Origin of the sequence: Agromyces sp. NPDC058110 (genome assembly GCF_042884735.1) — a bacterium.
Taxonomy (GTDB): domain Bacteria; phylum Actinomycetota; class Actinomycetes; order Actinomycetales; family Microbacteriaceae; genus Agromyces.
The window spans coordinates 612858-634561 of sequence record NZ_JBHVTI010000003.1; the positions used below are offsets into that span (position 1 = coordinate 612858).

At 70.5% G+C, this 21704-nt stretch carries 12 protein-coding genes; 8 read left to right on the top strand and 4 right to left on the bottom strand.

From position 1 onward, the window contains the following. The first annotated feature begins 127 nt into the window (after positions 1–127). Positions 128–937 (top strand): SDR family NAD(P)-dependent oxidoreductase, encoded by an 810-nt coding sequence (locus tag ACFVS8_RS10235; RefSeq protein ID WP_387061142.1) that lies wholly within the window; start codon positions 128–130, stop codon positions 935–937. A gap of 94 nt (positions 938–1031) precedes the next feature. Here ACFVS8_RS10235 and ACFVS8_RS10240 read toward each other — a convergent pair whose 3' ends face one another. Then, positions 1032–4766 (bottom strand): glycoside hydrolase N-terminal domain-containing protein, encoded by a 3735-nt coding sequence (locus ACFVS8_RS10240; protein WP_387061145.1) that lies wholly within the window; start codon positions 4764–4766, stop codon positions 1032–1034. A 408-nt stretch (positions 4767–5174) separates the two neighbouring features. On the opposite strand from ACFVS8_RS10240, the gene ACFVS8_RS10245 reads away from it, so the two are divergent. From ACFVS8_RS10245 to ACFVS8_RS10260, 4 genes are all read left to right on the top strand, one after another. Next, the gene (locus ACFVS8_RS10245; protein WP_387061148.1) at positions 5175–6473 is read left to right on the top strand and encodes an enolase C-terminal domain-like protein; all 1299 of its coding nucleotides are present in this window, start codon (positions 5175–5177) and stop codon (positions 6471–6473) included. A 351-nt stretch (positions 6474–6824) separates the two neighbouring features. Beyond that, the gene (locus ACFVS8_RS10250; RefSeq protein ID WP_387061150.1) at positions 6825–12380 is read left to right on the top strand and encodes a ThuA domain-containing protein; all 5556 of its coding nucleotides are present in this window, start codon (positions 6825–6827) and stop codon (positions 12378–12380) included. 94 nt (positions 12381–12474) lie between these two features. Further along, complete coding sequence (locus ACFVS8_RS10255; protein WP_387061153.1) at positions 12475–13089, top strand: hypothetical protein; 615 nt, start codon at positions 12475–12477, stop codon at positions 13087–13089. 5 nt (positions 13090–13094) lie between these two features. Beyond that, positions 13095–13676, top strand: coding sequence for a hypothetical protein (locus ACFVS8_RS10260; RefSeq protein ID WP_387061156.1), 582 nt, complete (start codon positions 13095–13097; stop codon positions 13674–13676). A gap of 129 nt (positions 13677–13805) precedes the next feature. On the opposite strand, the gene ACFVS8_RS10265 is transcribed toward ACFVS8_RS10260, so the two are convergent. Beyond that, positions 13806–15026 carry a CynX/NimT family MFS transporter gene (locus ACFVS8_RS10265; RefSeq protein WP_387061159.1) on the bottom strand — a complete coding sequence of 407 codons (1221 nt, stop codon included), beginning with the start codon at positions 15024–15026 and terminating at the stop codon, positions 13806–13808. A gap of 177 nt (positions 15027–15203) precedes the next feature. Between ACFVS8_RS10265 and ACFVS8_RS10270 the strand changes: the two genes are divergently transcribed. Together ACFVS8_RS10270 and ACFVS8_RS10275 are read left to right on the top strand one after the other, a co-directional pair. Then, positions 15204–16280, top strand: coding sequence for a hypothetical protein (locus ACFVS8_RS10270; RefSeq protein WP_387061162.1), 1077 nt, complete (start codon positions 15204–15206; stop codon positions 16278–16280). A 308-nt stretch (positions 16281–16588) separates the two neighbouring features. Next, complete coding sequence (locus ACFVS8_RS10275; protein WP_387061165.1) at positions 16589–17824, top strand: ROK family protein; 1236 nt, start codon at positions 16589–16591, stop codon at positions 17822–17824. 70 nt (positions 17825–17894) lie between these two features. Here ACFVS8_RS10275 and ACFVS8_RS10280 read toward each other — a convergent pair whose 3' ends face one another. Then, the gene (locus ACFVS8_RS10280) at positions 17895–18956 is read right to left on the bottom strand and encodes an ABC transporter permease (RefSeq protein ID WP_387061168.1); all 1062 of its coding nucleotides are present in this window, start codon (positions 18954–18956) and stop codon (positions 17895–17897) included. After that, positions 18953–20470, bottom strand: coding sequence for a sugar ABC transporter ATP-binding protein (locus ACFVS8_RS10285; RefSeq protein ID WP_387061171.1), 1518 nt, complete (start codon positions 20468–20470; stop codon positions 18953–18955). The genes ACFVS8_RS10280 and ACFVS8_RS10285 overlap by 4 nt, the downstream gene beginning before the upstream one ends. 233 nt (positions 20471–20703) lie before the next feature. Between ACFVS8_RS10285 and ACFVS8_RS10290 the strand changes: the two genes are divergently transcribed. Continuing rightward, positions 20704–21704: substrate-binding domain-containing protein (locus tag ACFVS8_RS10290; protein WP_387061174.1), on the top strand; the 1001-nt coding region annotated here is incomplete at its 3' end.

The window sequence follows — 21704 nt, forward strand, 5'->3', positions numbered from 1 at the left end:
GCGCGCATCCGCTCTGCCGGATACCATCGCCCGACAGCGGCACCCGGCCGCCCAGACCGACCCCGCGCGGCGTCGCCCGGTGCGACCGCCGACCCGACGGCCCACGCCGGCAAGGAGAACCCCACCCATGAAGCTCGACGGCAACGTCTTCGTCGTCACCGGAGCCGGCAACGGCATCGCCCGCGAAGTCACCCTCCAGCTGCTCGCCCGCGGCGCATCGGTCGCCGGTGTCGACCTCAGCGAGCGCGGACTCGACGAGACCGCGCGCCTCGCCGACGCGGGCGACCGGTTCTCGCAGCACGTCGTCGACATCACCGACCGCGAGGCCGTCGGGGCGCTCCCGGCCGCGGTCGAGCTGGCGCACGGCAGGGTCGACGGCATCCTCAACATCGCGGGCGTGATCCAGAAGTTCGTGAAGGTGGCCGACCTGCCGTTCTCCGAGATCGACAAGGTCATGAACGTCAACTTCGGCGGCGTCATGAACATGTGCAAGGCGTTCCTGCCCGTGCTGCTGCAGCGGCCCGAGGCCGCGATCCTGAACGTCGCGAGCATGGGTGCGTACGCGCCCGTTCCCGGCCAGGCGGTCTACGGCGCCTCGAAGGCCGCCGTGAAGCTCGTGACCGAGGCGCTCTACGCCGAGCTCCTCGACACGAACGTGCAGGTGAGCGTCGTGTTCCCCGGTGCGATCGGCACCGACATCGCCGCGAACTCGGGGGTCGACCTGGCCGGCGGCCAGTCGAAGGAGGAGGCCGCGGCCTCCTCCTACAGGACGACCGAGCCCGCCGTCGCCGGCAGGGTCGTCGTCGACGCGCTCGCCAAGGGGCGGTTCCGCGCCACGATCGGCTCGGATGCCGCCGCCATGGACCGCATCTCGCGCATCAACCCCAAGTACGCGACCGAGCTCATCGCCAAGCAGATGGGCGGCCTGCTCGGCTGACGCCGGGCAGCACCGCCCTCGGTGCGACGCAGCGACGGGGTGGCGGCGCGAATAGCGCCGCCCCCCCCCCCCCTCCAACAGCCGTCGTGCTGCGTCAGCACGAGTGGGCGGGCAGCGCCGCTACGACGGATCGCGTCACCTCCTCGCCGTCGACCGTCGCCGTCAGTTCGACGGTCGCCTCACCGGCGGCGACGGAGGTCGCACGGGTCGTGAAGCCGTGGAACGCGTTCTTCCCGGGGGCGACCGCGGCGAACGCCTTGGTGCCGTACGGCGTGCCGATGACTGCATCCATCGCCACCTCGTCGTCGTTCCTGACGGTGACGGTGGCCACGACCTTGCCCGCCACGCACCGTGCGGCGGCCGTCGCGGTCGCCTCGAGCGTCGGTGCCGCCGGCGGGAACGCGAGCTCCTGCCAGCGCCCGACCTCCTGCGCGGTGAGCGCGCGACCGAAGATCGCGAGCCGGTCGACGCCACCCGACTGGCGTTCGCCGCCGTCGCGGTTCGCGCCGATGTGGAGGGTGCGCGACGTGCACGCGTTCGCCGCCTGGTACCCGCCGATCGTGGCCGTGGCCGCCTGGGTCCCGTCGACGTAGACCGTGATGAGGCCTGCCGTCGTGAACGTCACGGCGAGCGAGAACCAGCGTCCGGTCGGCACCACGGCCGTGGTCGTCGTGCCGACGCCCGCCGTGATGATCCGGACGTTGTTCGACGGCGTCAGGTCGATCAGGATCCCGTCGGAATCGCTGTTCGCGGCGCGATGGTCGAACAGTCGTCGGTGACCCGACTGCCCGGCATCGATCTTGAACTCGGCCGCGAACGTCGACTCCTCGAGGTAGCCGAGCGCGAACGGGTCGACGCTCGTGACGTAGCCGGCGCTGCCGAGCCGCTGCGCGGCCCCGGTCGGCCCCTCGGCGATGACGGGCAGCGAGCCCTGCACGCGCCAGTCGCGCCCGAACGGCGAGCTGTCGCCCTCGACATCGCCGCCGAGGTTCCAGGCGACGAGCGTGCTCTCGGGGTCGGGCACCGGGCACGGCGTCGGCGGCTTCACCGCCACGATCGTGGTGGTCGAGACCGTCGAGCCGTCGCGTTCGAGTGTGGCTGTGATGGGCGACTGCCGTGCTGCGTTGCCCGCGCCGACCGTGACCGTGACGGTGCGCTCCGCCGACGCTCCGGGGGCGATCGGGTCGAACGCCACCGTCGCCGGCATCGCCGACCAGGCGGGGAGCCCCGGGGCCGTGTCGGCGGGCACGCCGACCGACACGCTCGCGCCGGTGACGGGCTCCGATCCGATCGCGTCGACGCGGACCACGACCGGGATCTCGTCGCCGCTCACGGCCGTGGCCGGGGCGCTGATCGCGAGGGCGACCTCGGCCGTGATCGTGTAGACCTCGCCCGCCTCGCCGTCGAAGGTGGCGACGCCGTCGTCGAGCGTCGGCTCGACGGTGGTGCCGTCCGAGTCCTTCAGGGCGAAGAACCCGGGCTTCAGGATCTGGTTCGCGATCCGCAGTTCGCCGTCCGTGGCCGGGGCGATCGTGATCTCGCGCACGGATCCGTCCTCCCAGGTCGCGCCGACCTCGACGTCGCCGCGGGCCTTGAGCCCGGAGTACGAGCCGTCGGGCCAGGCCGACGGCAGCGCCGGCAGCACGTCGATGCGCCCGGCCTGGCTCTGCAGCAGCATCTCGGCGACCCCCGAGGTGGCGCCGAAGTTGCCGTCGATCTGGAAGGGCGGGTGGTCGTCCCACAGATTGTCGAGCGTCGACCCCTTGAGCTGCTCGCCGAGCAGCTTGTGGGCGCGGTCGCCGTCGAGCAGTCGCGCCCAGAAGTTGATCTTCCAGGCCTTCGACCAGCCGGTGCCGCCGTCGCCGCGACCCTCGAGCGAGGTGCGCGCCGCCTCGGCGAGCTCGGGCGTCTCGGCGGGCGAGACCGCCGAACCGGGGAAGAGCGCGTACAGGTGCGAGACGTGCCGGTGCTGGTTGCCGGGGTTGTCGAGCGCCTGCTCGACCTTCCACTCCTTGAGCTGACCCCACGAGCCGACCGCGAGGCCGGGGTAGACGTGGTCGAGCTTGTCGCCGAGCTGCGCGAGGTAGGCGTCGTCGTCCTCGCCGACGAGGTCGGCGGCGGCCGCGGTCGAGGTGAGCACCTCGGTCACGATCTGCTGCGAGATCGACGCGCCGACGGTGAAGTCGCCCTGCTCGGGGGAGTAGCTCGGCGTGACGACGTAACTGCCGTCGGCGTCCTCGACGAGGAAGTCGATCCAGAACTCGGAGACCGACTTCAGCATCGGATAGGCGCGTTCGCGGAGGAACTCCTCGTCCTGGGTGAACAGGTAGTGCTGCCAGAAGTGCTGCGCCAGCCACGCGGCGGCATCGGGCTGCCAGAACGAGTAGGCGTAGTTGTGCAGGCCGGTGAACCCGTAGGGGTTCGTCTCGTTGCCGACGACCCAGCCGTCGGCGCCGTACATATCGGTCGCCGTCACGGTGCCGGCCGGCACCATCGACTCGACGTAGTCGAAGAACGGGTCGGTCGTCTCGGTGAGGTTCGTCGTCTCCGCCGGCCAGTAGTTCATCTGGAGGTTGATGTTGACGTGGTAGTCGGCATCCCACGGCGGATTGTTGACCCGGTTCCAGACGCCCTGGAGGTTGGCGGGCAGCGAGCCGGCCCGCGACGACGATATGAGCAGGTAGCGGCCGTACTGGAAGTACAGCGACTCCAGCGCGCGGGCGCTCTCGGCGTCGATCGTGCCGCGGTAGGCCGCGAGCAGCTCGTCGGTCGGGATGTCGGGCAGCCGGGCACCGCCGAGGTCGAGCCCGACCCGGTCGAAGAGCGAGCGGTAGTCGTCCTGATGCCGTTCGAGCAGTTCGTCGAACCAGCGGTCGGATGCCGCGTCGACCGCGGTCGTGACCGGAACGTGCGGGTTCACGCCGCTGCGGTAGTCGTCGGCGTAGTCCATCGCGAAGTCGGTCGCGGCCCCGAGCACGAGGGTCGCCTCGTTCGCACCGGTGACCGTGATCGTGCCGTTCCCGTTGTTCGCGACGGTGCCGCCGTCGTGGTCGACGGCGAGCTGCGACTCGAAGCGGAGACCGTTGTTCGAGAGCGTGCCGGAGGTGGTGAGCCGGCCATCCTGCGCGACCTGCGAGACGGTGCTGCGGCCGCCGGGCAGGGTCACCCGGGCCGTGAACCCGATGCGTCCGGGCTGGTCGGCGGCGAGCCGCACCACGACGACGTCGTCGGCCGCCGAGGCGAAGTACTCCCGGGTGTAGTCGACGCCGTCGGCCGTGAAGCTCGTGGTGACCAGTGATTCGCCGATGTCGAGCTGCCGTCGGTAGTCGGTCGCGGTGCCGATGCCCGCCATGGCGAGGTCGAGGTCGCCGAAGGCCTGGTACGACCCGAAGTTCTTCTTGGGCTGCCCGAGCAGGTCGGCGATCGCGGTCGGAGCGACGCCGCCCGTGGGGGAGGCGGCGATCAGGTCTCGCGCCTGCTGGATCGTCTGCGGCCCTCGGGCATCGGTCCAGTTGCCGTAGTCGTACCCGCCCTGGGCGCCGGGGCCGCCCGACCACAGCGACTTCTCGTTGAACTGGATGCGCTCATCGGAGACGCCGCCGTACACGACGGCCCCGAGGGTGCCGTTGCCGATGGGCAGGGCCCGCTGCTCCCAATTGCGCTGCTGGTCGCCCGTGGTCGAGAGCGGCTCGTCGAACCACACGACGTCGGGTGCGCCGGCGATGCGCTCGGGCTGCGCCGGCTCGGCTGCGGTCGCCGGCAGCGCTGCGCCGACGGAGAGGGGGATGGCCAGCAGGGCTGCCAGCCCCGCTGCGGTCGCGCTGCGCATCGTGCGCGGCGTGTTCGGTCGTCTGGCGCTGCCGCGCGATCGAGCGCGGGGAGTTTCGTGGTCTTCGGTCATCATCGGCCTCCGGACATCGTCGTCAGGCAGGAGGCTTCGGCCCCCGCCGACACCCTGTGTACCGACGAGACATCCGATGTGTCAAGGACACTTGGCGCCCGAAGAGGGCACTTTCTCGACAATTTGGGGATTTCTTCAACAAATTCCTGCGTGTCGTCGCGCTCCGCCACAGGAGACGGCGAAGGCCATCGGATGATTCGAGCCGGAACTCGCGGCTCCGGGAGTTTTCGAGTGCGATCACGAAACTTCCGTGGCGCTGTGGCGGATATCGCGACTCCTGCGTCACCTGTTGACGCGCGATATAGATCCGATGTTTACTGGGCCGCGGAGGCCAGCATGGGTGCAGCATTCTCTTATCTCACGAGTGAGATCCGATTCGCTTGCCCATCCCGGCTCGACGGCGCAGGAGCCGCGGGCCGAGATGCCGATTGCGCTGCCGCCGCCTACCTGACGATCAGCGACGACGCCTCCGACGGCGCCGAGGGGCACGGCTTCGTGTTCTCGGTGCGCGGCAGCGGCGACATGCAGGTCGCCGCGATCGAGGCGACGATGGCGATCATCGAGGAGTGCGATCTCGATGCGCTCCTCGGCGACATGGGCCGCACCTGGCGCACGCTCGTCGACCACACCCAGCGGGGCTGGCTCGAGCCCGACGGCGGCGTCGCGCATCGCGCGGCCGGTGCCGTCATCAATGCGCTGTGGGACCTCAAGGCCAAGCGGGCCGGGCTTCCGCTGTGGCGGCTGCTCGCCGGCATGGGGTCCGAGGAGCTCGTCGGGCTGATCGACTTCCGCTACCTGTCCGACGCCCTGTCGCCCGGCGAGGCCATGGCGATCCTCGACGGAGCGCGACCCCGGCGCGCGGAGCGGGAGCGTCGGCTGCTCGCCGAGGGATACCCCGCCGCCGCGGCGTCGCCCGGCGAGCTCTGGTACTCCGACGAACTGCTCGCGCGGCTCTGCCGCGAGGCCATGGCGTCGGGGTTCACGCAGATCAAGCTCAAGGTCGGGGAGAACCTCGCCGACGACCTGCGCCGGCTCGCGATCGCACGCGAGGTCTGCGGTCCGGATGTCGCGATCGCCGTCGACGCCGACCGGCGGTGGGGCGTCGAGGAGGCCGTCCGGTGGATCTCGGCACTGAGCGAGTTCGACCTGCACTGGGTGGAGGATCCGACGAGCCCGGCGGACATCCTCGGGCACGCCGCGATCGCGCACGCCATCACCCCGGTGCCGATCGCGACGGGCGAGCACGCGCTCAGCCCCGTCATGGTGAAGCAGTTGCTGCAGCTGAACGCCATCGGCTACCTCCAGATCGACGCGACCGCGGTCAACGAGAACATCGCGAGCCTGCTCCTCGCTGCGGGCACCGGGGTGCCGGTGTGCCCGCGCGCCGGAGGTGCGGGGCTCTCCGAGGTCGTGCAGCACCTCGCCATGTTCGACTACGTCGCCGTCAGCGGTTCGAGCGAGGGCCGCGCGATCGAGTACGTCGACCGGTACCACGAGCACTTCGTGACGCCGGCGGTGGTGCGCGGCGGACGCTACCTGGCGCCGCTCGTCGCCGGATCGGGGGCCGAGATGCTCTCGACGAGCCTCGGCGACCACATGTGGCCGATGCTCGCCGCGCTCGACGGCGTCGCCTGAGGCCCCGGATTCCGCGGACCGCCCGCTCGGCCGCGCCGCCGGGCCGCGACCTTCGGCGGTGCGACGGGAGGGGCCGTCGTGTGCCTCGAGGCCTGATCCCGCGGGGGACTCGCTCGTTCCGCCGCCCCCTCCGGTGGTCGCCGGGCAGAATTGTTGTGAATCAGGATGATTCGTCGGGCGCCGCATATTCGGGCGCGTCACGCTTGGAAGATCGGCACGATTCCGGCCATCCGTTAATTCTGCTTGACAAACAACAAAAAGGCTCCATAGCATCGCCCCGAGCGCTGTCACCGTCGACCGAGGTCTGGTCGACGCTGCGGCGCGACCGACCGACGACCTCAGGAGCGCATCGTGCAGAGATCAGTCCCCATCCCACGAACACGTCGCCGAACAGCGGCGCTCGCGACCGCGCTCGCGGTCGTCGCCGGCCTCGCGTCGCCGGCACTGTTCAGCCCGCCGCCGGCCGCCCAGGCCGCCGAGCTCGAGGCGACCGCGGACTTCCGCGTGCTCGTCTTCTCGGAGACGGCCGGGTTCCGGCACGGGTCCATCACGCCGGCGAACACCCTCATCGAGGACCTCGCCGAGGAGAACGGCTTCGAGGCGGTCTTCACCGAGGACTCGAGCGTCTTCGCCCCCGCGAACGCGACGGAGCTCGCGACGTTCGACGCCGTCGTCTTCAACTCGACGACCGGCGACGTGCTCACCGCCGATGAGCAGACGACGTTCGAGGAGTACATCCGAGGAGGCGGCGGCTACGCCGGCATCCACTCCGCGAGCGACACCGAGTACGACTGGCCCTTCTACGGCGGCCTGGTCGGCGGCTACTTCAACGGCCACCCCGCGCCCCAGCAGGCCACCGTCAAGATCGAGGACAAGGTCAACCCGTCGACCATGCACCTCGAGGGCGACACGTGGCTCCTGAGCGACGAGTGGTACAACTACCGCAACTTCACGCGCGACGACGTGCACGTGCTGCTCTCGCTCGACGAGACCAGCTACACGGGCGGCACCCAGGGCGCCGACCACCCGATCGCCTGGTGCCAGGCCGACTACGAGGGCGGACGCTCGTGGTACACGGGCCTCGGTCACATCGAGTCGAACTACGAGATCCCGGCGTTCCGCCAGCACATCCTCGGCGGAATCGAGATCGCGGCGGGCGTCGTGCCCTCTGGCTGCTCGGCGACGCAGAGCGCGAACTACGAGAAGGTCACGCTCGACGACAACACCCAGAACCCGATGGCGATGGACATCGCGCCCGACGGCAAGGTGTTCTACGCCGAGCGCAACGGCCGCCTGCAGCAGATCGACCCCGAGACGAACGCGACCACGACCGCCATGACGCTCGCCGTCACCCAGGCGAACGAGGACGGGCTGCTCGGTGTCGTGCTCGACCCCGACTTCGCCGAGAACGGCTGGGTCTACCTGTACTACGCGCCGAACAACGTCGGCGGCGACGGGCCCCACAACCGGCTCTCGCGCTTCACGTACGACTTCGGCACGAAGACGGCGTCGCTCGCCTCCGAGAAGGTCCTCATGAAGGTGACGACCCAGCGCAACACCTGCTGCCACGCGGGCGGCGACATGCTCTTCGACAACGACGGCAACCTCGTGCTCGCGACCGGCGACAACACCAACCCGTTCGAGTCCGACGGCTACGCGCCCATCGACGAGCGCACCGGCCGTTCGGACTTCGACGCGCAGAAGTCGTCGGCGAACACGAACGACCTGCGCGGCAAGGTGCTCCGCATCACGCCCCAGGCCGACGGCACCTACACCGTTCCCGACGGCAACCTGTTCGACGAGGCCGACGACGCGAACAACAAGACGCGCCCCGAGATCTACGCCATGGGCTTCCGCAACCCGTTCCGCATCGGCCTCGACCCGCAGACGAACAAGCTGTTCGTCGCCGACTACGGCCCCGACGCCGGATCGGCGAACGCGAACCGCGGCCCAGGCGGCACCGTCGAGTGGAACATCGTCGACGAGCCGGGCAACTACGGATGGCCGCTCTGCGTGGGCATCAAGTGCTACCGGGACTGGAACTTCGCGACCTCGACCGCGGGCCCCGCGTTCGACCCGGCCGCGCCGATCAACAACAGCCCGAACAACACCGGCCTGACGACCCTGCCGCCCGTGATCCAGCCCGAGTGGTGGACCGAGAACGGCAGCGCCGCGCTCTACCCCGAGATCGGCAACAGCGGTGCGCCCATGGGCGGACCCGTGTACCGGTTCGACCCCGACCTCGAGTCCGACACCAAGTGGCCGGCCTACTGGGACGGCAAGGCGATCTTCGGCGAGTGGAACCAGGGCAAGCAGTACTCGATCCAGCTCGACGAGGAGACCGGCTCCGAGATCGTCGACATCAACCGGATCCTGCCCGGCATCTTCGACGGCGGCGGCGACTGGCACCGGTCGATGGACTTCGAGTTCGGCCCCGACGGCGCGCTCTACGTCATCGACTGGGGCTCGGACTTCGGCGGCTCGACGGCCGACTCCGGCGTCTACCGCATCGACTACGTGCAGGGCAGCCCGTCCCCGATCGCGCGGGCCTCGGCCGACGTGACGAACGGCCCCGCCGAGACGCTGACGGTCAACTTCAGCTCAGAGGGCACGCGGCATCCGCTGGCCCTCGACTACACGCTCGAGTGGAACTTCGGCGACGGCACGGCGACCTCCGACGAGGCGAACCCGACGCACACCTACGAGGGCGCCGGTCAGTACACGGCGCAGCTCACGGTGACCGACGAGCTCGGCCACACGGCGGTCGCCAACGTGCAGATCGTCGTCGGCAACGCGGTTCCCACGGTGGAGATCACCTTCCCCGAGCAGGGCGGGTTCTTCGAGTGGGGCGACCAGGTGCGCTACGAGGTGACGGTGAACGACCCGGATGCCTCGGGCCCCATCGACTGCTCGAACGTCACGGTCGTCGCGGCCCTCGGCCACGACTCGCACAACCACGACTTCGGCGAGCAGCACGGCTGCGAGGGAAGCATCCAGACGATCCGCGACGCGGGCCACGGCCTCGAGGCGAACCTGTTCTGGGTGATCAACGTGAACTACGCCGACGACGGCGGCGCCGCGGGCGTCCCGCTCACCGGCTTCGGCACGAACATCCTGAACCCCAAGTACTTCCAGGCGGAGTACTTCGACGAGACCGGCCGCATCGGCGGAACCGGTGGAGCCGATGACGGGGTGCGCACCGAGGCCACGGGCGACTCGGCCGGCGGCGGACGCAACGTCAGCCACATCGAGACGAACGACTGGTGGTCGTACGAGCCGATCAACCTGAAGGGCATCGACTCCGTGTCGATGCGCATCGCGAAGGGCTTCGCCGGCGACGGCACGATCGAGGCCCGTTGGGACTCGCCGACCGGGCCGACGCTCGGCACGGTGACCTTCCAGCCGACGAACGGCGCGAACGGGCAGCCCGCGTGGCAGACGTATCGGGACTTCCCGATGGCGCTCGACACGGCGGCGACGAACGGCGAGACGGGCACGCTGTACTTCGTGCTCACCTCGGGCGGTGCCAACGTCAACACCCTCGTCTTCGAGGGAGACGGCGTCGACACCAACGCCTCGCCCACCGGCGAGCTCACGGTCGACGTGACCAGCGGCGAGCCTCCGCTCGCGGTGGCCGCATCGGTCGAGGCGACCGACCCCGACGGCGACTCCGCACTGCTCACCTACAAGTGGGACGCGGGAACCGGCGGCGGGTTCGTCGACGGGACCTCGGAGTTCGCGTACGAGTACACCACCCCCGGCACGTACACCCTGACGGTGCGCGTGACCGACGGCGGCGGCGCGTACCGCGACTTCAAGGAGACGATCACCGTCGACTCGGCGCCGATCGGCATCTGCTACAGCGGTCGCTCCGACGGATTCGACGGCACGTCGCTCGACACGACGAACCGCTGGAACCGTTCGGTGCGCATCGACCAGTTCGCGCAGGTCGCGAACGGCGCGCTCACGATCCCGGCCTCGCTGACGGACATCCACGCCGCCGGCACGGGAACGTCGAACATCGTCCTCCAGGACATCCCCGAAGGTGCGTTCTCGATGACGGCGAAGGTGAACTTCCCGGCCCGGGTGCAGTACCAGCAGGCGGGACTCACGATCTACGGCGACGACGACAACTACCTGAAGCTCGTGCAGATGGCACGAGGGCAGACGTCCGACCCCGCGAACCGCGTGTTCCAGTTCCTGAAGGAAGACGACGCGACGCCGGTCGAGCGCAACACGGCGGCCCTCGGCGCTGACTTCCCCGACACGTACTACGTGCGGCTGGCCAGCGACGGCACCACCGTCACCGCCTCGTACTCGGCGAACGGCACCGACTTCACGACGATGCCGGACACGTTCACCCTGTCGGGCATCTCGAACCCGAAGATCGGCCTGCTCGCGCTCGGCTCGAACAGCGCACCCTCCCAGGCGTACGGCGTGGTCAACGCGACGTACGACTGGTTCCAGGTGACGCCCGACGACACCGCCACGGCCGAGACGCCGAACGACGAGTTCGACGGCGCAGCCCTGGACGCCTGCCGCTGGGAGGTCGTGAACGAGGATGCCTCCGGCTACCGCGTCGCCGACGGCCGGCTGCAGATCGACACGTCGCCGTTCGACATCTACAACAGCGACACCGGAGTGACGAACTTCGTGCTCCAGCCCCAGCCCTCCGAGGACTGGGTCGTGGAGACGAAGGTCGACGCCTCCGAGCTCGACCGTCGGTACCAGCAGGGTGGTCTGATCCTCTTCAAGGACCAGGCCAACTACGTCAAGCTCGACATCCTCGCGACGAACGAGGCCGGTCAGGCGATCGCACGCAACCTCGAGATGCGCAGCGAGATCGGCAACGCCGTGCAGAACCCGCAGCCGAACGCCCCGGCGCCGGCGAACGGGATGGTGTGGCTGCGTCTGGAGAAGGCCGGCACGACCTTCACCGGGTACTCGAGCACCGACGGCACGAACTGGACGGCGATCGCGCAGACGGTGTCGAACACCGAGCTCGCGGATGCCAAGGTCGGCCTCTACGCCCTCGGCAACTCGGCGCAGGGCCAGGTCTCCAACACGGCCTTCTTCGACTACTTCACGGTCGTCGAGGAGCCGCTCGAGGTCGGCGCGTCGATCACCCCCGAATCGCCGACCGGCGACGAGGGCTGGTACACGGGCGACGTCACGGTCGCCGTGGACGCCCAGGGCGGCAGCGGCACCGTGTACCGCGAGGTCAACCTCGACGGCGCGGGCTGGGTCGAGTACACGGCGCCCGTCGTCGTGACCGAGGACGGCGAGCACGAGCTGCAGTACCGCGCGTCGACGCCGACCTCCGGTGCGACCGAGGCGCAGTCGGTCTCGTTCAAGATCGACCGGACGGCGCCCGTGCCGACCGCGTCGATCGCGGTCGACGAGGCCGACCCCGCGTCGCGGACGCTCGAGATCGCGGCCGAGGACGCCACGAGCGGTGTCGGCTCCATCGAGTACCGCATCGGCGACGCCGAGTGGGCCGCCTTCGGCGACCCGGTCGCGCTGCCGGCCGGAGCCTCGACGGTCGAGTACCGGGCGACCGACGTGGCGGGCAACACGAGCGAGGTCGCGAGCCTCGAGGTGCCCGCGGTCGACGCCCCGCTCGACGTGACCGTCGTCGCCGGTGCCCGATGCGTCGCCGGCAAGGCGATGCTCACGCTGCAGACGACGAACAACGAGGCGGTTCCGCTGACGGTCGCGTACACGACCGCATACGGCACCAAGTCGTTCGCCGCCGTCGCTGCCGACAAGAACGCGTTCCACGCGTTCACGACCCGCCTCGCCGAACTGCCCGCCGGGACCGCCACGGTCGCGGTGACGGGAGTCGTCGACGGCGAGTCGGTCACCAGCACGATCGAGGTCGAGTACCCCGCACACCCCTGCGGCTGATCGGATGGGCGGTCCGCCGGCGACGGCGGGCCGCCCATCGCCCAACCCCCAACCTCCGGCGCGATCGCCGCCGGTGCATCAGAAGGAGAACCCCATGCGTAGGAGAGAAGTCGTCACCCGGTGCGCGCTGGTCACGGCCGGTGTGATCGTGCTCGCAGGTGTCGCCACCGCGGCATCGGCAGAGGAGCAGTACGGCGGCGAGGACATCGACGTCTCGGTCGAGATCGCCCAGATCGACGAGCCGGGCGTGCTCGCGCTCACGGTCGCGGGCGGCGCGGTCGACCTGGCCGAGTCGGGCTCCAGCCCGACGGTCCGCCAGTTCACCGGCACGCTGCCCACCGTGACCGTGACGGACACGCGCACCGCCGAGGAGATCCCCGACGAGGCGTTCTGGTACGTGCTCGGCACGGCGACCGATTTCGAGGGGTCGGCCGGGCAACCGGCGATCCCGGCATCGCTGCTCGGGTGGGCACCGGCGCTGATCGACGGCGGCGACTCGGGCCTCGTCGCGGCGGGCGACCCCGTCGAGGGCACCCTCGACTCCGGCCCGGGCCTCGTCGACGTGGAGCTGCTCGCGATGGCCGCCTCGTCGGAGGAGATCGCCGAGGAGGGCCAGTGGACGGCGACCGCCGACCTGTCGCTGCGCACGCCCGCGACGGTGGCTCCCGGGAGCTACAGCTCCACCCTGACGCTCTCGCTCTTCGAGTGATCGGCATGGGTTCGGCGATGATCGCGACGACGGCCCCTCGCCGCAGGGCGGCCGCACTGGTGGCAGCGGTCCTGGCGATGCTCTTCGCACAGCTGTTCGTGCTCGGAGTCGGGCCTGCGAGCGCCCACGGCGGGCCCTTCGAAGGGCAGATCGCCCAGGACGGCGAGGGCGGCGTGTACGTCACCTTCGCCTACACCGAGGACGGGCATCCGGTCGAGGCCCTGCTCACCGGAACGGTCGAGGGCCGCTCGGCGACCGGCGAGGTGCTCGAGCCCGTGCCGCTGGTCTCCGCGAGCCAGGGCTCGGGCATCTGGGGCGTGCCTGCGGGCACGTTCCCGGAGGGCGAGTGGGACATCACGGTCAAGGTCTCCGAGCCCGCACCGTACGAGACGAGCGCCCCGATCGAGATCGTGATGGCCGATGTCGTGGCCGAGGACTACGTGGCCCCGGCTGCGGCGGGGGCGGTGGATGCCGCGCCGGCCGCCGAGTTCGGCTCGTGGGTCGCGGTCGGCCTCGGCGCCGCCGCCGTCGCGGCCGTGCTCGTGGTCGGTGCGCTCCTGTTCCGGAGGTCGCGCGTCTCGGTGTGACCCGGCCCGCATGAGGAAGACGGGGATGTCGCGGCATCCCCGTCTTCTTCGTGCGCCGGCGGCAGTGGGCCGTCGTGCCCCGCGCCCGCGACCCGCGAGTCGCGGACCGTGGACCCGCGACCGCGCCCGTCAGCTCCGCGCCGCGGCGTCGGCCTCGACCGAACCCGGACGGCAGGCGAGCACCCCGCCGTAGACCGTGAGCGCGAGGGTCGCGATGAGCCCGAGGTACACGGGCGTCCATCCGCCGGTGAGGGTGAGCACCCATCCGACGCAGAGCGGCCCGACGCAGGCGACGCCGTAGCCGACGCCCTGCATCGATCCCGACAGGAACGTGCCGCCCTCCGGCGTGGTCGAGCGTCGGTGCACCAGCGCGAGGCAGAGCGGGAACGTGCTGACGCCGAGGCCGAGCGCGGCCGTCGCCGCCCACGCGTACGCCGTGGGATCGACGGCCAGCAGCCCGTAGCCGATCGCGAGCAGCGCGGCGCACGCGATCACCACGCCGAGCGGGTTCGCCATGCGCAGCGTGAGCCCCGGCACCACGAAGCCCGCGGCGATGCCGAAGACCGAGAAGAACGCGAGCAGCGCCGCGCCGGCCCCCTCGCCGAGCCCGGCGGCGATCGCGATGTTCGGAAGCCAGGTGACGATCGTGTAGGTGTGCAGCGCGGTCATGGAGAAGAGGATGATGAGGCCGCGCACCGTCGGCGTCGACCAGTAGCGGCGTCGGGTCGTGGCGTCGAGCCGCTGCTGCGCGGCCCGGGCGTCGGCACGCGCGGCCCCGATCGCCGGCACCCAGAGTGCGGCGGCGAGCACGAGCGGGATCGCCCAGATCGCGAGGGCCCACCGCCAGCCCAGCGGGCCGGCGACGGCGACCGACACGATCGGGGCCACCACCTGGCCGACCTGGAGCAGCACCGCGTAGACGCTGCTCAGCGTGCCGAGCCTCGCCGGGAACCAGCTCTTGATGAGCGGGATCGTCAGCACGTTGGCCATGCCGATGCCTGCGAACAGCAGCACGCTCGAGGCGAGCAGGAGGCCGGTCGAGGGCGAGAGCGAGCGCAGCACCGTGCCGAGGGTCGACACCGCCAGCGCGAGCACCATCGCCCGTTCGAGCCCGATCCTCCGCGCGATCGCGGGGGTCACGAGGCCGAACACCGCGAAGCATGCGGTGACGATGGTGCCGATGGCCCCGATCACGGGCGCGCCGAAGCCGAGGTCCTCGCCGATCCGGTCGGCGAGCGGGCTGAAGCCGGTCACCCCGGTCCTGAGGTTGAACGCGGTCAGCGCGACCGCGCCGACGAGGAGCCCGACGCGCATCGGCGAGGCGGTCTGGGCGAGTGGGGTCGAGGTCATGGTGCTCCTGTCTGGTGCCCGGGGCGTCCGGATGCCGCCGACACGGCCCGGCATCCGTCCGGCCCGTCGTCGGGCTGTCGCCTGCTGTCATCGCATCGACGCGATGACAGCAGGCTATGGGTAATATGACTGGAGTCACAACATACAGGCATCCCTTCGAGGGTCGAGGAGTGGACGATGAGGTCCTTCAGCAGGTTCGTGCGGCGCGTCGGTCTCGGCGCGATGGCGTCGCTGGTCGCGACCTTCGCCTGGCAGGCCGCGCTCCCGCAGGTCGCATCGGCCGAGGAGGAGCCCGCGGTGTCGTGGTCGGTGACCCCGGCCGACGCCTCCGGGCCCGACGGGCGTTCGTGGATCGAGCAGTCGCTCGACCCCGGGCAGACGCGCGAGGAGCACCTGGCGGTGCGCAACCTCGGCTCCTCGGAGGTCACCTTCGCGTTGTCGGCCGCCGACGGCTACCTCACCGAGACCGGCCGATTCAACATGCTGCCCGCCTCGACGCCCTCGACCTCGGCCGGGCTCTGGATCGACCTGCCCCGGAGCGTGACCGTGCCCGCGAACGGAACCGCGGTCGTGCCGTTCACCGTCGCGGTGCCCGAGCAGGCCGTGCCGGGCGACTACGCGGCCGGTGTCGCGGCGTCGATCACCTCGGTCGGCGCTGAGGACGGCGCCACGATCGGCATCGAGAGCCGCGTCGGGTTCCGAGTGCTCACGCGGGTCGTGGGGGAGTTGGCGCCCTCGCTCGCACTCGTCGACGCGGGGTCGGAGTACGACGTCTCGTGGAATCCGTTCGAGCCGGGGCGGATGACGGTCTCGTTCGCGCTCGAGAACACCGGCAACACCCGGCTCTCCGTCACCGGGCAGGTGGAGGCGGCCGGTGGCGCGGCCGGGTTCTCGCCCGACGGGGAGGCGATCGAACTGCTGCCGGGGGATCGGCGCGACGTCGCGGTCGTGCTCGACGACCTCTGGCCGCTCGTGCTCGTGCCGACCGCCGTCACCGCCTCGGTCGAGGTCGCGGACGCCGCCGGGAGCTGGAAGCCGGCGCCGGAGGCCGCGGCGTCCGCGTCGCTCATGACGCCGGCGCTGCCGCTGCCCCAGCTCGCGGTGCTGCTCGCGCTCGGGCTCATCGTCGGCGCGATGGTACTGCGCCGACGCCGAACTCGGCGCGCCGTGGAGGACCTCGTCGAGCGGGCGAGGGAGGAGGGTCGGCGCGAGGCGTCGGCGTCGCCCCCGCCGTCCGACCGGGTCGGTGTCTGAGGCGCGGCATCCGGCGTTCGGCCATGCCGCCGGCCGACGGCGGTCGACTTTTGACGCGATCTCCAACAAAATCGCGCACCAAGCCGTCACCGGACGAAATCGGACCTGCCGCGTGCGGCGGTTCGGGATACACTGGGCGCGCTCGCTGAGAGCGCTCTCAAGGCGTCGTTCCGGAAGTTGCGGGGCCGGCGCACCGGTCGTCGAGGGTTCGCCCTTTCGGCCTCGATCCCAACAATCCGAGTAGCATCGGAGTCAGTCCTCGTCCGCCCGCCATCGCGCCGCAGACGAGATCACCCATTGGAGGTGGGATGAAGGATCCGATCGGAGGCACCTCGCGTCTCGGGTCCAAGGGCAGGAACCTCGAGGATCTCCGTCGGCAGAACCTCAGCACCGTGCTCTCGCTCGTGCACGCGAACCGCTCCATGACCCGCGCGGACCTCACGCACGCGACCGGCCTCAACCGGTCGACGGTCGCCACCATCGTCACCGAGCTCGAGTCGCTCGACCTCGTCACGGTCTCGCAGCCGGTCGACACCAAGCGCGTCGGCCGCCCGAGCACGGTGATCGGACCGTCGCCGCGGCACATCGCCGTCGCGGTGCATCCCGACAAGGACGCCATCGCGATCGGGGTCGTGGCCATGGGCGGGCGCGTGCTGCGGGAGTTCAGGTTCGACGTCGAGCACGCTCCGTCGGCCGTGCAGACCGTCAACACCCTGCACGCCCTCGTACGCGGACTGGAGCTCTCCGACGGCGGAACCGTGCTCGGCATCGGCATCGCCGTGCCCGGACTGGTGGGGGCGAGCGACGGGGTGGTCCGGGTCGCCCCGCACCTCGACTGGCACGACGAGCCCCTGGTCGACATGGTCGCCGCGGCGACCGGCCTGCCGACGTGGGCAGCGAACGACGCCACGTGCGCCGTCGTCGCCGAGGGGCAGTTCGGCGAGGGCGTCGACGAGGAGAACGTGGTCTACCTGAACGGCGGCGCGGGCGGCATCGGCGGCGGGGTCATCGTCGGCGGGCAGCTGCTCTCCGGCGAGAACGGCTACAGCGGCGAGCTCGGCCACATGCTCGTCAACTCCGACGGGGCGGAATGCCACTGCGGAGCGGTCGGATGCCTCGAGACCGAGGTCAATCGCGACGACCTGCTCGGCGCGGTCGGCCTCGGCGACACCGAGGCGGGCCTGCTGGCGGAGCGGCTGCGGGAGGCCTACGGCACCGACGATGGCGTGACCGCCCTCGTCGACCGGCAGCTGGCCTACCTCGGCGTCGCGCTGCGCAACCTCGTCAACGTCTTCAACCCCGCCGTCATCGTGCTCGGCGGGTTCCTCGGTACGCTGCGGAACGCCACGGGCGGGCGGCTGCAGGAGGGCGTCGAGCGCTCGGCACTGGCCGGTCCGGCTTCGGAGGTGAGGATCGTGTCGTCGAGCCTCGAGGAGAACGTGCTGATCGGCGCGGGCGAACTCGTCTTCCGCACCGTCCTCCGCGACCCCACCTCGGCGTCGACCGGCGTCGTCCCCGCAGCAGAGCACGTCGCCGCCGGTTGACGTACGACTGACGTGCGACGGCCCGTCGCGGCTCGATCGAGCTGCGACGGGCCGGAGTGCGCAGGGCGGGCTACTCGCGCGACCCGGTCGGCTTCGAGAACCGCTGCTGCAGCAGCACGGCGATCACGATGATGATGCCCTTCGCGACGGCCTGCACCGACGACGAGAGGTTGTTCTGCACGAACACGTTGGTGAGGGTCGCGAAGATGAGCACGCCGAACACGGTGCCGGTGATCGTGCCGCGGCCGCCCACCAGCAGGGTGCCGCCGACCACGACGGCGGCGATCGCGTCGAGTTCGTAGAGCGTGCCGTGCGTCGAGGTGCCGGCGGTCGTGCGCCCGAGGATCATCACGGCCGCGATGCCCGCGCAGAGTCCGGCGATGGCGTAGAGCCACATCGTGTGGCGCCTCACGTCGATGCCGGCCAGTCGCGCGGCCTCGCGGTTGCCGCCGATGGCGACGGTGCGGCGCCCGAAGGTGGTGCGGTTCAGGATCAGCCATCCGCCGGCGGCCACGAGCGCGAAGATCCAGATCAGGATGTCGACGCCGAGGAAGTCCGCATTCATGAACTCGATGAATCCGCGGCTCTCGACCACGAGCGTGCGACGCTCGGCGAGGATCTCGGCGAGGCCGCGGGCCGCGACGAGCATCGCGAGCGTGGCCATGAACGCGACGACCTTGCCGTAGGCGATCACGACGCCGTTCACGAGACCGGCGGCGAGGCCGACCGCGAGTGCGATGCCCACCATGACGGTCCAGTGCGAGTTCTCGGCGAGGTCCTGGGCCACGGCGAGCGTGGCGGCGATCGAGGCGAGGCCCATGACCGATCCGACCGAGAGGTCGATGCCGCCCGCGGTGATGACGAGCGTCATGCCGACGCTGATGACGCCGATGATCGAGGCCTGCCGGAGGATCGTCAGCATGTTGGACACCTGGAAGAAGGTGTCGCCCGCGGTGACGGCTCCGACGACCACGATCAGCAGCAGGGCGACGACGAGTCCGGCGTTGCGACCCACCGGGCCGCCGAGCAGTCGCCGGAGGGAGGACTGCGGCGCGGCCTCGGCGACGGACGACGTCGTGGCAGGGGGTTCGGGCGGGGCGACGGCAGTGGTGGGGGTGGTCTGCTCGCTCACGCGGCAGCTCCTTTCATGACGAGTTCGAGCACACCGTGCTCGTCGATCTCTGAGGCGGGGAGGGTGTCGAGCACGCGGCCGTCGGCGATGACGAGCACGGTGTCGGCGAGGCCGAGCACCTCCTCGATCTCGCTGGAGACGATCACGATGGCGTTGCCTGCGGCTGCGAGGCGGCGGATGAGGGCGTAGATCTCGGTGCGGGCGCCGACGTCGACGCCTCGGGTGGGTTCGTCGAGCAGGAGCACGCGGGTGCCGTGCACGAGCCAGCGGGCGAGCAGGATCTTCTGCTGGTTGCCGCCCGAGAGGGTGACGGCGGGTCGGTCGGGATCGGCCGGGCGCAGCTCGAGCGCCTCGATCTGCGACCGGGCCGCCTTCCGCTCGGCGCGCGTGTCGAGCCATCCGGCCTTGGCGAAGCGCGAGATCGACGAGAGCGTGACGTTGACGTAGATCGGCTCCTCGAGCACGAGCCCCTGGCTCTTGCGCTCCTCGGGCGAGAGCCCCATGCCCTCGGCGACCGAGGCGACGACCGAACCTCGGGGGAGGGTGCGGCCGGCGACCGCCACCCGGCCCGCCGACGAGCGACGTGCACCGTAGATGGTCTCGAGGATCTCGGAGCGGCCCGAGCCGACGAGGCCGGCGAGGCCGACGATCTCGCCCGAGCGCACCGAGAACGACACGTCGTCGAACACGCCGGACAGCTCCAGCGACTCGACCTCGAGCATGACTGGGGCATCTGCGGCGAACGGCACGGGCGGCGGGAAGACGTTCTCGACGTTGCGTCCGGTCATGAGCCGGATGAGCTCGGTCGTCGGCGTGCCCGCGACCGGGAGGCCGTGGGCCATGCTCCGGCCGTCCTTGATGACGGTGATGCGGTCGCCGATCTGGCGGATCTCCTCGAGGCGGTGCGTGATGTAGACCACCGCGATGCCGGCCGACGTGAGCTCCCGCACGACCGCGAACAGGTTCTTGACCTCTTCGGAGTCGAGCACGGCGCTCGGCTCGTCCATGATGATGAGCTTGATGTCGTGCGAGAGCGCGCGCGCCATGCTCACGATCTGCTTGTTGGCCGCGCTCAGCGTGCCCACCTCGGTGTGCGGCGAGATCGACCCGTGTCCGAGTCGCTGCATGAGCTCGCGGGTGCGTCGGTACGCCGGCCCTCGTCGGGTGAACCCGGCCTTGGCGAGTTCGTGGCCGAGGAAGATGTTCTCCGCGACGGTGAGGCCGTCGACGACGTCGAGCTCCTGGTACATCGTCGCGATGCCGAGTTCGAGGGCCGACTGCGGGTCGGGGATCGCCACGGGGCTGCCGAGCCACAGGATCTCGCCCTCGTCGGGCTGGTGGACGCCCGCGAGCGTCTTGATGAGGGTGGACTTGCCCGCGCCGTTCTGGCCGAGGATGCAGTGGACTTCGCCGGCCAGGATCTCGAGGCTCACGTCTTTCAGCGCGCGAACGCCGGCGAAGGACTTCTGCAGCCCCCGGGCGTCGAGCAGCACTGGATGGTCGACTTTGATCATGGTCGCAACATATCAGACCTTTCGTTCGACCGAAATCCAGAGAATCCGCGACCGGACGGCCTTGTCCGGGGTGCGGAAGTCGCCTGAAAGTCTCTGTGGACAGCGCAATGACGGATTGGTATGGTGCCAACGACGTTATTTGATGTGAGTCAAAACAAACGTCCCGAACGGTGAAGCCCTCCCCGCATCGCCGTGCGATCACACCAGCAATCACACCTCAAAGGAGAGAACTCATGGCACGGAATCACACGCTCGCCAAGCGCGCGCTGTTCGGTGTGGGGGCGTCCGTCCTCGCCATCGGACTCCTCGCCGGCTGCACCGGCGGAGGCGCGGAGGAGAGCGTCACCGAGCAGGGCACGAGCAGCGAGGAGAACGCCGCATCGGGCGACAAGGTGACGATCGGCTTCTCGGGGCCCGCCGCCGACCACGGCTGGCTCGGCGCCATCAACTCGGGCGCCATCGCGGCGGCCGAGGGCTTCGACGACGTCGAGCTCAGCCTCGCCGAGGGCACGAACGACGTGAACGCGCAGATCGCGGCCGTCGAGACGTTCATCAACGAGGGCGTCGACGCGATCGTGCTCCTGCCGAGCGACGGCGCGGCGCTGACCGAGGTCGCGACCAAGGCGATGGAGGCCGGCATCCCGGTGATCAACGTCGACCGCGAGTTCTCGAGCCCGTTCGCCGCCCGCACCACGGTGCTCGGCGACAACTACGGCATGGGCGTCTCGGCCGGCACCTACATCTGCGAGCAGCTCGACGGCCAGGACGACGCGGTCGTCGCCGAGATCGCCGGCATCGACTCGCTGCCGCTGACCCAGGACCGCTCGCAGGGCTTCGCCGACGCGCTGTCCGACTGCGGCCTCGAGGTCTCGGCCCGCGTGGCCGCCGACTTCACCGTGCAGGGCGGCGAGGCCGCGACGTCGCAGTTGCTCGCCGCGAACCCGGAGATCGACGCCATCTGGAACCACGACGACGACCAGGGCATCGGCGTGCTGGCTGCCATCAATGCAGCCGGCCGCGACGAGTTCTTCATGGTCGGCGGCGCCGGCTCGAAGAACGCGATGGAGGCCATCGAGGCCGACGACAGCGTGCTCAAGGCCACCATCATCTACCCGTCGACGCAGGCCGCCGACGGCATCGCGCTCGCCCGCCTCATCGCGCAGGGCAAGACGATGAGCGACCTGATCACGCCCAGCGTGCCCAACCGCATCGTGCTCGACGCGCCGGTGGTCAC